Origin of the sequence: Pseudomonas sp. ICMP 561, from assembly GCF_002699985.1 — a bacterium.
GTDB lineage: Bacteria > Pseudomonadota > Gammaproteobacteria > Pseudomonadales > Pseudomonadaceae > Aquipseudomonas > Aquipseudomonas quasicaspiana.
On record NZ_LKBT01000045.1, the window covers coordinates 326,177 to 338,454 of the forward strand.

General features: G+C 58.8%; 7 protein-coding genes and 1 pseudogene. 5 read left to right on the plus strand and 3 right to left on the minus strand.

The features are described 5' to 3' along the window. Nucleotide 1: 1 nt before the first annotated feature. Both AO242_RS23590 and AO242_RS23595 read left to right on the plus strand, forming a co-directional pair. Nucleotides 2-1,174: pseudogene (locus tag AO242_RS23590) on the plus strand (FAD-dependent monooxygenase); the annotation flags it as partial. A 2-nt stretch (nt 1,175-1,176) separates the two neighbouring features. After that, nucleotides 1,177-1,668 carry a hypothetical protein gene (locus AO242_RS23595; RefSeq protein WP_099270572.1) on the plus strand — a complete coding sequence of 164 codons (492 nt, stop codon included), beginning with the start codon at nt 1,177-1,179 and terminating at the stop codon, nt 1,666-1,668. Nucleotides 1,669-1,802: 134 nt separating this feature from the next. On the opposite strand, the gene AO242_RS23600 is transcribed toward AO242_RS23595, so the two are convergent. From AO242_RS23600 to AO242_RS23615, 3 genes are all read right to left on the minus strand, one after another. After that, a complete protein-coding gene (locus AO242_RS23600) occupies nt 1,803-2,555 on the minus strand; it encodes a substrate-binding periplasmic protein (protein WP_099270602.1) in 753 nt (250 codons plus the stop codon). 177 nt (nt 2,556-2,732) lie between these two features. After that, complete coding sequence (locus AO242_RS23610) at nt 2,733-4,277, minus strand: ATP-binding protein (protein ID WP_257153493.1); 1,545 nt, start codon at nt 4,275-4,277, stop codon at nt 2,733-2,735. Then, nucleotides 4,274-4,945, minus strand: coding sequence for a heavy metal response regulator transcription factor (locus tag AO242_RS23615; RefSeq protein ID WP_027900116.1), 672 nt, complete (start codon nt 4,943-4,945; stop codon nt 4,274-4,276). Before AO242_RS23615 ends, AO242_RS23610 begins: the two co-directional genes overlap by 4 nt. A 146-nt stretch (nt 4,946-5,091) precedes the next feature. Here AO242_RS23615 and AO242_RS23620 point away from each other — a divergent pair, with 146 nt between their 5' ends. The 3 genes from AO242_RS23620 to AO242_RS23630 all read left to right on the plus strand — a co-directional run bounded on the left by AO242_RS23620 (nt 5,092) and on the right by AO242_RS23630 (nt 12,125). After that, nucleotides 5,092-5,592 carry a GlcG/HbpS family heme-binding protein gene (locus AO242_RS23620; protein WP_099270573.1) on the plus strand — a complete coding sequence of 167 codons (501 nt, stop codon included), beginning with the start codon at nt 5,092-5,094 and terminating at the stop codon, nt 5,590-5,592. A gap of 15 nt (nt 5,593-5,607) precedes the next feature. Then, nucleotides 5,608-6,018: a hydroxyisourate hydrolase gene (gene uraH / locus AO242_RS23625; protein ID WP_027900118.1), complete on the plus strand. Its 411-nt coding sequence runs from the start codon at nt 5,608-5,610 to the stop codon at nt 6,016-6,018. Between the two features lie 491 nt (nt 6,019-6,509). Next, nucleotides 6,510-12,125 (plus strand): putative Ig domain-containing protein, encoded by a 5,616-nt coding sequence (locus AO242_RS23630; protein ID WP_099270574.1) that lies wholly within the window; start codon nt 6,510-6,512, stop codon nt 12,123-12,125. Nucleotides 12,126-12,278 lie beyond the last annotated feature (153 nt).

The window sequence follows — 12,278 nt, forward strand, 5'->3', positions numbered from 1 at the left end:
CCGCATACTCATCACAGGAGCCAGTATCGCAGGCTGCGCCACCGCTTGGTGGCTGGCTAAGCAGAACTGTGATGTCACGGTCGTCGAGCAGGCGCCAGCCTTTCGGGACGGTGGGCAGAATGTAGATGTCCGGGGCCCGGCCCGGGAAGTGCTACGGCTTATGGGGCTCGAGCAGGCGGTTAAAGATCACAACACTGGCGAGCGTGGAATAGCGTGGGTCGACAATCAAAACACGACCGTGGCTCGTATTGACCTGGCTGATCTGGAAGGAGACGGCCCTACCGCCGAGCTGGAGATATTGCGCGGCGATTTGGCCCGTCTCATCTACGAAGCATCATTGCCTCACACCGAGTATCGCTTCGGGGAGCGGGTCACTGCCGTTGTACAGGATGAAAAGGGAGCGATTGTCAGGTTCGAGAGCGGCACCGAGGAGCGCTTTGATCTGGTGATCGTAGCCGAAGGCGTTGGCTCATACACCCGTGACATGGTGTTTCCCGGAGAGAACACACCACGCTGGATGGATCTGGCGACTGCATTCTTCACCGTGCCACGCGCTTCGACGGACAGTGAGACCGCACGTTGGTATAACGCTCCAGGCGGTCGAAGCGCAGGCGTGCGCCCGGACAATTGTGGTACCACCCGCGCCTTCTTCAACATTCAGGGGCAGCGAAACGTGGCAACCGTCAGGACTATCGCCCAGCAGAAGGCTTTTCTGAAAACGCATTTCGAAGGTGCAGGATGGGAAGTACCACGCCTGCTCTCGGGCATGGAGGCAGCCGACGACTTCTGGTTCGACGATCTGCGGCAGGTGAAGATCAAACGGTGGTCGGCGGGTCATGTGGTTCTCACCGGCGACGCTGCCTGGTGCGTCACCCCACTGGGAGGGGTTGGAGCTTCACTGGCCCTTGTAGGCGCATACGTGCTGGCTGGCGAACTCTCGAAATCCCACGATCTTTCTGCTGCGTTTGCAGCTTATGAGAGCGTCCTGCGACCCGTTGTCGAAAAGTCGCAGAACATCCCAAAGATCGTCCCCCGCCTGACCCACCCTCGCAGCCGCGTGGGGATCACCTTGCTCCGTACCATGCAGCGGATTGTTGCAAGTCCTGTTATTAGCAAGCGTGCAGCGAAATCGCTTACTCCAGCTCTACAATCGTTCAAACTACCGAGCTATTAACTGTGCTTAACGACGCGTTTCTCTGTCTCCTCGCCACACTCGACTTTCCAGACAAATATTGGGCGTTGTGTGATCGCTTCCCTTTAGTTCCTGGTTCATCATTTGCTGCGTCGAAAAAAGAGATACTTGCCGCCTTCGAAGCAGCCGGGACTTCCATCCGCTACGACAGTCGCGATAGATCATTTGAGATCGAGTCGGAAAAGATTGGCGCGATTGAATGGAAGGCGTTGCTCGTAAAGCAGCGCGGTGGTCTCGAGCTCATGATTTCGGGGCTCGGCCCTGAAGGATATATCGGGTCCAACTTTGCTGTGCTTGCCTATGAGGGAAAGCGCAAGGAAGACCCAGGCTTTGTCCGCAGCCCGTTCTCAGGCCCGCCGCCATACCCAAGACCTTCAGCCTCAAATCCTGTTCAACTCGCAGCTCTAGTGCAAGAGTTCGTTGGACTGGTGAGGGAAATCAAGGCAGCACTTCGCAAATGCGCAGAGGCTGTGTAACAGATCGCTCAGCGGTAGCGAGGGACGACAAAGGTCACGCCCATTCTTAAAAATCGAAATGCTGATCAAACACCATCTGTCGCCCGTGGTTGATCAGTTTCATTTTCCCAGCCCATCAGATCAGATTTAAAGCATCACAAATCACCCAACCCCTCATACCGCCCCTGAATCCGCCCCAACTCCCCCGACTTTCGCAACTTCTCGAGCGCCCTCCTCCACCCCGTCACCACCTCATCATCACAATCCAGACTGAACGCGATGTACAACGAAGACCGGTACACCTCCACCGGTATCCGCCTCAGCGTGCCCGGCGGAATTTTCAGTTGGCGGGTGTAGTAAGCGACGCCTGCGTCGGTGTCGCCGACGATGATGTCGGTGCGCCCGGCGAGGAGCATGCGGTAGAGCTGAGGGCTTTGGGTGGCGGTTTTGTCGAGGTTGGTGAAGTTGAGAGCTTGCAGGGTGTTGGGCACCAGACCGGCGTGTCGGGTAGTGACCATGGGTGCCTGGCGGAGTTGTTCCAGAGTGTTTAACGGCGGAGCATCGGCCATTTGGTAAGGATGTATCGATTCCTCGACGATGGGACCGACCCATTTGTATAACGGCTCGCGCTCGGTAGTGCGGAACATGGAATACATGATGGTTTTGGGACGCGAATTCAGTGCGTAGCCGGCGCGCATGCTGGGTAGCGGCACGATATCGAAGTTGTCCCCGGTGAGTGCCATGATGGCCCGGACAATTTCGGTGGTCATTCCAGTGAGTTGGTTGTTTTCCACATAGTTGTAGGGCGCCCACTCTTCGGTCACGACCTGATAGTGATCGGCCCTGACGGGCGCGCTGAGTAACAGGCTGAGGCAGAGCAATGCTGCGTTGGGTATCGAATGTCTCACGTGTTCTGCCTGGTAGGCTGTGCGCGAAGGGTCGACCTTGTCTGCAAGGTCAAACTCAGCATAGACCCTTCCAGCCATCTCCCACCTTGAACCACGCTGCAAACGGTGAGGTTTATCAGGTTTCTTCAGCGATAAACCTGGGCAGAGCGGGTTTAGCACCGCTCAGGAAGGTGAACTTCAGGTCGGCAGAACCAGCGTGAAAACAGTCCCGGCGCTATCACTTGCCACGGTGACCTGACCGCCATGGGCTTGCATGATTGAGCGCACGATAGCCAGGCCAAGTCCGCCCGAGTCGCCGGGCTGGTTACGGGAAGGATCGCAGCGATAAAAGCGCTCGAAAAGGTGCGGCAGATGCTCTGCGCCGATAGGCTCGCCAACGTTGTGGACGTAGATTTCCAAACCGCCCGTGCTCAGCGTGCTGCCGATGGTTACGGGGGTGTTCGGTGACGCATAACGCAGGGCGTTCGCGATCAGGTTGGCCAATGCGCGGCGCAGTAATTCAGGGTCGGCGTTTAGCGTGCACTGGCTCTTATCAAACACGGAATAACCATCTGGATAAACCTGGTCTTTCTGTTGGAGCGAGGCTTGCCCGCGAAGAACGATAGCGTGGTGTGCGTGACTTACCGAGTCGACGGCTTCGCGGGCAAGCCTCGCTCCCACAAGCCCGTGTTTGCCGCACGACAGCGGGGTGTCAGTGACACTGGGGCGGCTCCTATTGATCAGCTCGATGCCACGGTCTTCGCCCATGCCTTCGAAGTAATCGCACAACTGAGCGACCATCGCGTAAAGGTCGATCTGTTGGCGGTTGATCGAGGCTTTGGGCTGTTCGGTACGCGCCAGGAACAACATGCTGTCGATCATGCGCGCCAGCCGTTCGTATTCTTCCTGATTGGAAACCAGCAGTTCCTGATAGACCTCAGGCGAGCGGCTGCGGCCCAGTGTCTGTTGGGTTTGTCCCATGAGATTGCTCAGCGGTGTGCGCATTTCATGGGCAAGGTCTTCGCTGAAGCGGGTGAGCTGGGCGAACCCGTCTTCCAGACGGGCTAGCATCTGGTTGAGGGCGTGACTCAGGGCGCTCAGTTCGTTGACGTCCTTGAACGCCTGCAAGCGCAGGTGCAGGTTTTGCACATCGATGCTGGCAGCACGTGTCGCCAGCTGCCGAACCGGACGCAGCCCCCGCTGGCTGACCATCCAGCCCAGCAGGAACGCCAACACTGCGCCGACCAGCAAGGCCACCCAGATTTTCATGCGGTAGGCGCTGAGCATTTGCTCGCGCTCGTTGACCAGCTTGCCAGCGATCAGTTTGAGATGTCGATCGGTGCCTGGCACATCGAGCCACGCCAGTCGCAACGACTTGTCACCCGGGCTATCACCCAACTGTGGCGAAGGCGCTGCTGGCAACTCGGGCACTGGCAGGGCAAGCGGGTTGACGTCGATGAGCAGTTGCCCGGCGTCATCGACAATCCACAGCACGTTATCGCGATTGCCCAGCATGTTTTCGTAAAGCTGCGGACGTTTGCGCAGGGTGTCGATGCTGTCGCTGTCAGTGATCAGCGCCTGCATGCGCTCCACGCGACCGAGTAGCGCTTGATCATCGCGCCAGGTGATTTCGCGTTGCAGGGATTGATAGAGGTAAAAGCCGACAGCGCCTAAAAGCAGCACGCTGACCAAAGCGAACATGAACGCCAGGCGCAGGCTCAGGGTTCTGGGCCACAGGGTCATTGCTGCAGCTCCAGCAGGTAACCAATGCCGCGCACGGTGTGGATAAGTTTCGCTTGGTAGGGGTCGTCGACTTTGGCACGCAGCCGCCGAATCGCGACGTCGACCACGTTGGTGTCGCTGTCGAAATTCATTTGCCAGACGTGGGAGGCGATCAGCGCACGGGACAGGACTTCGCCCTCTCGACTGAGCAGAAGATGCAACAGTGCGAATTCCTTGTTGGTCAGGTTCAGGCGTTCGCCATTACGGGTGACTTTGCGCTTTAGCAAATCCAGCTGCAGATCGGCAATCTGAAACTGTTCCACTTCACGAGGCGGACCGCGACGCAACAAAGTGCGAACCCGGGCCAGCAGCTCCGCGTAGGAAAAGGGTTTTACTAGGTAATCATCGGCCCCCAGTTCGAGGCCTTTGACACGATCTTCCACGGCGTCGCGTGCAGTGAGGAACAGCACCGGCGTCTGCCATTTACGGCGAATGATCTGCAGCAGTTGCCAGCCGTCGAGGCCGGGCAACATGACGTCGAGGATGATCAGGTCGAACTCGCTTTCCTGCACCAGATGCAGCCCGTCAAGACCGTTCAAGGCCACTTCCACCAGATAGCCGGATTCCCCCAGCCCTTTGCGCAGGTAATCCGCTGTTTTCGCTTCGTCTTCAACCACCAGGATACGCATTAAGTCCTCCGCCACTGATGCATAGCGTAAGCCGATACGCCGCCCCATCTCATTACAAATACGTAATCCGCAGGCAATCAGTTTGTGCGGAAGGCTTGGGCAGTATGGCTGGCAATTGCTCAGCCGAGCCTGAACCGGAGATTTGCATGCTGATCCGAAGCGTCACCCTTTCTTTATTGACACTGGCCATGGGGTCCGGCGTCGCGCTGGCCGATGTGCCGAACGTCGCCCAGCGTCCGGATGTCACCCTGAAGCTTGCCAATGACCTGCTGAGTGCAACCTTGGCGGCCTGTCACGCCGATGGCAAAACCGCTGTCGCTGCGGTGGTTGATCGCGGCGGCAATCTGGTCGCTGTGCAGCGCGACGACAATGTTGGCCCGCACAACACGCTCGCGGCGCAACGCAAAGCCTTTACTGCGCTGTCGACCAAAACCCCGACGCGACTGCTGTCCGAACGCGCTCGCAACAACCCCGAAGCCGAGAACCTCAACACCCTTGATGAGCTGCTGCTGTTAGGCGGTGGCGTGCCGTTGAAGATGGGCGATCAGGTTATCGGCGCTATCGGCGTTGCGGGTGCAGGTGGTGCGGAAGTCGATGAAGGCTGCGCGCTGAAAGGCATCGCTCACGTTTTACCCAACCTCAAATAATCTGGAATATCACATATGAACATGTTCAAAACACTGATTGCAGGCGCTGTATTGAGCGGCCTTTCGTCCATCGCGCTGGCCGCGGGTAATCCGCTGAGCGTACACGTGCTGAACCTGCAGGACGGCCTGCCTTCCTCCGATGTCAGCGTGACGCTGGAAAAACAGGAAGGTCAGGGCTGGAGCACGCTGAACAAGGGTGTAACCAATGAACAGGGCCGGATTACCGGGCTGTACCCGGAAGGCAAGACGCTGGAGAAAGGCACCTACCGAGTAACGTTCAAGACCGGTGAATGGTTCCAGAAGCACCAGACGGCGAGTTTCTTTCCCGAAGTGCCGGTGATCTTCAACGTTGACGGCAGCTTGCCGCATTACCACATTCCGCTGCTGATCAGCCCTTACGGGTTCTCGACGTATCGCGGGAGCTAGTAGGCGCATTGTTGCGTGGATGGATCTGACATAAGCGCCATCGTTCATCGCGAGCAAGCTCGGCTCCCACAGATGTCGGCGATCCTCTGTGGGAGCTGGGCTTGGTCTGGGCGGCATTCCGACGATTCAGACACCTCGGTGTATCAGGCATACCGCGTCATCGTTCACCGCGAGCAAGCTCGGCTCCAACTAATAAGCATCGCATTCCCTTGTAGGAGCTGCCGAAGGCTGCGAAGGCGTTTTGCCTGACGCACCACATCGCAGCCTTCGGCAGCTCCTACAAGGGTGTGCGGTAATTAATCACTAAGTAATGGCGTCAACAAAACGTCTAAAAATCACATTCGTTACACATCGTTTTTTCCAACCGCCGAACGGACGACGGTTTCCCGACGCACGGTCACAACTTTTACGCGTCTTCGTGTCATATCAGAGTGCTAGCCGATTGGATTTTGGCAGCCGAGCAACCTAGGCCTGATAACGGAGATAACCCCATGATTTTTAACGTCCAAAATTTTGGCGCCAAAGGAGATGGCGTCACGGATGATACCGCTGCCATCCAAAAGGCTATTGATGCAGCAGCAGCGGCAGGCGGGGGTCAGGTTTATATTCCGCCAGGGACGTTCATTGTCAGTGGGGGTGAGGAACCGTCGGACGGCTGCCTCATGCTCAAAAGCAATGTGTACATGTATGGCGACGGGATGGGCGTTTCGAACATCAAGGTGGCTGACGGCTCGGATACGAAAATTACCGGCATCATTCGCTCGGCGTACGGCGAAGAAACCCATGACTTCGGCCTCAGCAACCTGACCCTCGATGGCAACCGGGATAACACCACCGGCAAGATCGACGGCTGGTTCAATGGTTACATTCCCGGCCAGGAAGGTTATGACTCCAACGTCACCCTGGACGGCGTAGAAATCAAGGACTGCTCCGGTTACGGCTTCGACCCGCACGAACAGACCGTCAACATGGTCATCAAGAACAGCGTGTCCCACGGCAATGGCCTGGACGGCTTCGTGGCCGACTTTCTCAGCAACAGCACGTTCGAGAACAACGTCGCCTACGACAACGACCGCCATGGCTTCAACGTGGTCACCAGCACTCACGACTTCACCCTGACCAATAACGTCGCCTACAACAATGGCGGCGGCGGGATCGTGGTGCAGCGCGGCAGCGAGAACATTCCTTCGCCGAGCAACATCGTCATCACCGGTGGCGAAGTTTACGGCAATGGTGCCGAAGGCGTGCTCATCAAGTTGTCCAGCGATGTCACCCTCAGCGGTGTGGATATCCACGACAACGGCAGCGCCGGGGTGCGGATCTACGGCAGCAACAACGTTGACGTGACCGACAACACCCTTAGCAACAACGCCCTGAAAGGCGGTGTACCGGAAATCATCATCCAGTCCTACGACGATACCCTTGGCGTCTCCGGCAAGTATTTCAACGGCAGCGACAACACGATTCAGGGCAACACCATCACCGGCAGCAACCTGTCGACTTACGGCGTGGCCGAACGTAACGAAGATGGCACCGACCGCAACGCGATCATCGGCAACACCATTGGCCATACCACCAAGGGCGAGACCCTTGTTTATGGCGATGGCAGTTACGTCAGCGCCACCGTTCCAGTCGTCACTGTTCAGGGCACCGACGGCAACGACACGCTGATCGGCAGCAGCGCCAATGAAATCCTTTATGGCGCAGCCGGTAACGACGTGATCAATGCCGGGGCAGGAGCCGATATCCTGGTCGGCGGCGCGGGCGTCGACAAGCTCACCGGCGGTGCGGGCGCGGATACCTTTCGCTTCGCCAGCCAGTCCGACAGCTATCGCAACGCGACGAACAGCTTCGTCGACACCGTTACCGATTTCGATGTCACTCAAGACAAGATCGATATCGCCGACCTGGGCTTCACCGGGCTGGGTACCGGTCGCGGCGGCACCTTGCAGCTCAGCTACAACGCCAGCAACAACCGCACCTACATCAAGGATTACGATGCGGATGCCAACGGCAATCGCTTCGAGCTGATTCTGAACGGCAATCTCACCAGCACGCTGACGGCCGACAACTTCATCTTCAACCGGACGGTGACCGGCACCAGCGGCAACGACTCGTTGCAGGGCACGGCGGCGGCAGACACCCTGCTTGGCCTGGCCGGTAACGACAGCCTGGCTGGCGGCGCGGGCGATGACACGCTCAATGGCGGTTCGGGCATGGACACGCTCAGCGGTGGTGCGGGCGCGGACACCTTTGTGTTCTCCGAACGCACGGACAGCTACCGCAACTACAACGCAGGCGGCGCTAACCTGGGTGACCTGATCACCGACTTTGATCGCACCGCCGACAAGATCGACGTCTCGGCGTTGGGCTTCACCGGTCTGGGCGATGGCAAAAACAACACCCTGTATCTGGTGCTCAACGACGCCGGGACCAAGACTTACATCAAGTCACTGGAAGCCGATGCCAACGGCAACCGCTTCGAGATCGCGTTGGATGGCAATTACCTCGACAAGCTGACCAACGCCAACTTCGTCTTCGCCACCGCGCCCACCACCAATCAGGCGCCAATCGTGGCGACGCCGCTGCTGGATCAGAATGCGACGGAAAACACCGCGTTCAGCTATGTCGTCCCTGCGACCAGTTTCACCGATCCTGACAATGACAGCCTCAGCTACACCGCATCCCTCGCCGACGGCAGCGCCCTGCCCGGCTGGCTGACGTTCGACGCTGCCAGCCGCACACTCAGCGGCACGCCGGACAGCACCGCTTCGGGCAACTATTCAGTGAAAATTACTGCCACTGACGGCAGCAATGCCACGGTCAGCGACAGTTTCACACTGGCGGTGCAGGACGTTCCGGGTGCGCCGATCATCATCAATGGCACACCAAACAACGACACCCTGACGGGCACTGCGGCCAACGAGCAATTGCTGGGCGGTGCAGGTAACGACACGCTCAACGGCGGCGCGGGCAACGATATTCTTGTCGGCGGTGCCGGTGCGGACAAACTTACCGGTGGTGACGGCGCTGACGTTTTCCGCTTCACCTCGAAGATGGACAGTTATCGCACCAGCACGACCAGCGCCAGTGATCAGATCCTTGATTTCGACGTAGCCGCCGACAAGATCGACGTTTCGACGCTGGGCTATACCGGCCTGGGCAACGGCCTCAACGGCACGCTGCAGGTGATCTACAACGCGTCGAACAACCGCACTTATCTCAAGGACAACACGGTCGACGCCAACGGCAACCGCTTTGAGGTTTCAATGGCGGGCAATCTGGTCAACAGCCTGACGGCCAACCATTTCGTGTTCGCTGACCAGAACACGCCGACCAATGTCGCGCCAGTCGTCGTGATCCCGCTGCTGGACCAGAACGCAACTGAAAACACCGCCTTCTCGTACACGGTAACCAGCAACAGCTTCGCCGATGGCAACAGGGATGTGTTGAGCTACAGCGCCACCCTCGCAGACGGTACAGCGCTGCCTTCATGGTTGAGCTTTGACGCAGTCAACCTGACCTTCAGCGGCACACCCACCAGCACAGCGGCAGGCAATTACGACGTACTGATCAAAGCCACCGACCCAGCGGGTGCGTCGGTCAGTGACAACTTTGCATTAGTGGTGGCGGATGCTCCGGCCAATACCATCGCAGGCACCGACAACGCTGAAACCCTGACCGGTACAGCAGGCGCGGACCTGATTCTGGGTCTGGGCGGCAACGATACAATCCGCGCGGGTGCCGGGGCGGATATTATTGACGGCGGCGCCGGACGTGACTCGCTTTACGGCGGTGAAGGTGCCGACACGTTCCGCTACAGCAACGTGCTCGACAGCTACCGCGATTACGACGCGGGCGGGGTTACCGCAACCGACACGATCTATGACTTCACCCAGGGTGTGGACAAGATTGATGTCTCGGCCTTGGGCTTCCTCGGCCTGGGCGACGGCAGCAACGGCACGCTGTACATGACCCTCAATGAGGCGGGCGACAAGACCTACATCAAATCCAGTGTGCCCGATGCCGATGGCAATCGTTTCGAGATCGCCCTCAGCGGTAACTACCTCAACACGCTGACCGCCGACGACTTCGTTTTCGGCCAACGCGCCCAGCAGGACATTCTTTACCTGCCGACGCTCGGGCAGTCCAACGCGCGACTGCTGCGCATGACCGAGGACGATGATCAGTCCGGCACCTCGATGCTGGTCAACGACCTGAGCAAGTACACCACTTACGACGTGCGCAGCCAGTTCAACGATGCTGACGGCAATGGCATCGACATCGCAGTGGGCGGCAGCACCGTCAACGGCATGTCCACACTGGGCGCCGAAGAGCTGAAATTGTGCTGGTGGCTGACCGACACCAACGAGCCGGGCCCGGCGCTGTTGCGTGCCGTTGCACTGCTGCAGAACCAGCTCACCGAGCTCAAGGCCATCGATAACGTCAAGATGGGCATCATCTGGGGTCAGGGCGAAGAAGCGGCGCAGGAAATTGGCCGGGCCACTGACAAACAGGCAGCGGCTGCGGACTACAAAGCGGCAACACTGGCGGTGTTCGACTACCTGCACGCGCAGGTCGGCAGCTTCGATGTGTACATGATGGAGACCGGTCACTACGACCAGGACGCCGCCCGTGCACGGGGTTATTCCGAAGAGAAGATCGCGCAGATTGTTGAGGGTGTGGACTACGTCCGCGCCACACAGGAAGCGATTGCTGCCGAACGTACCGACGTGAAACTGGCCGTTGATTACACCGACTTGCCGTTGCGTCATGAAGTCGATCCGCTGGTATATCCCGATGACGTCTGGCACTTGCATGAAGAGTCCGCAGAAATCGTCGGCCAGCGTCTGGCTGACTACATTGCTGATGACTTGGGCTTCAAGGGCAACCCGAACGACAACAACAGCGTGCAGGACATCTTCGACAACGCTCATAACGAAGGCGGGATGATCTTCGGCACCGATCAGGCCGACACGCTGGTTGGCACCTCGGGCAACGACACGCTGGACGGCGACCTGGGCGCTGACACCATGACCGGCGGCGACGGCAACGATATTTATGTGGTCGACAACGCCTTCGACAGCGTGGTGGAAAGCAACACCTCCCCGGCGCAGATCGACACGGTGCAGGCCTCGGTTAGCTGGACACTGGGCGACAACCTGGAAAATCTGGTGTTGACCGGCGTCTCGGCAATCGACGGGACAGGCAACGCGGTCCGCAACTTCATCACCGGTAACTCGGCCAATAACGTGATCAACGGTGCGGCTGGTGCGGACAGCATGAGCGGTGGCAACGGCAGCGACACCTATTACGTGGACGACATCGGCGACAACGTGATCGAGACCAACAGTGACAAGGTGTCGGGCGGTACCGACAGCGTTCACAGCAGCCTGGCGACCTACACCCTCACGGCGAACGTTGAGAACCTGTACATCGACAGTAACGCAGCAGCTAATGGCATCGGCAACGCGCTGGACAACATCCTGTTCGCGGGTGCTGGCGATAACGTCTTGGAAGGCCGTGATGGCAACGATACGGTTTCGTTCGAGCGCGCGCTGGCGGGCATCACTGCGACGCTGTCCACCTCTGCGCAGCAAAACACCGTGGGCTCGGGACTGGATACCCTCAAAGGTATCGAAAACCTGACCGGCAGTGCTTATGCCGACACCCTCTCGGGCAACAGCAGCGCCAACGTGCTGAATGGCGGCGCGGGCAATGACACGCTGGTGGGTGGTGCAGGCAATGACCGACTGATCGGCGGCGAAGGCACGGACAGCTTGACGGGCGGAACAGGCGCTGACACTTACGTCTTCGGCTCGCTGTCTGACATGGGCACCGGTGCATTGCGGGACGTCATCAGCGGCTTTAAAACCGCTGATGGTGATCAACTGGACCTCACCGGTCTGGATGCCAACCCGCTGACCAGCGGGATGGACGCCTTCAAGTTCATCGGCAGCAACGCCTTCGACACCGCAGACGCCACCGGCCAGATTCGTTTCGCCGACGGCATCCTCTACGGCAGCCTGAATGCGGACGCCACCGCGGAGTTCGAAATCCAGCTGGTCGGTGTCAAGGAGCTGCACGCCAGCGACTTTACGGCCTGATCAGTGTGAGGGGATCCGGTGTGGCTTCTGATATCAGGGGCTGCATCGGATCTCTACACATTGGTCTGTAGGAGCTGCCGAAGGCTGCGAAGGCGTTTTGCCTGAGACACCGCAGTTCGCAGCCTTCGGCAGCTCCTACAGATTCCCTTGTCA

What these genes read in the sequence shown, in the direction of transcription:
- AO242_RS23610 (WP_257153493.1), bottom strand. Translation starts at nt 4,277, where the DNA reads ATGACCCTGTGGCCCAGAACCCTGAGCCTGCGCCTGGCGTTCATGTTC.
- uraH (WP_027900118.1), top strand. Translation starts at nt 5,608, where the DNA reads ATGAACATGTTCAAAACACTGATTGCAGGCGCTGTATTGAGCGGCCTT.
- AO242_RS23630 (WP_099270574.1), top strand. Translation starts at nt 6,510, where the DNA reads ATGATTTTTAACGTCCAAAATTTTGGCGCCAAAGGAGATGGCGTCACG.
- AO242_RS23615 (WP_027900116.1), bottom strand. Translation starts at nt 4,945, where the DNA reads ATGCGTATCCTGGTGGTTGAAGACGAAGCGAAAACAGCGGATTACCTG.
- AO242_RS23620 (WP_099270573.1), top strand. Translation starts at nt 5,092, where the DNA reads ATGCTGATCCGAAGCGTCACCCTTTCTTTATTGACACTGGCCATGGGG.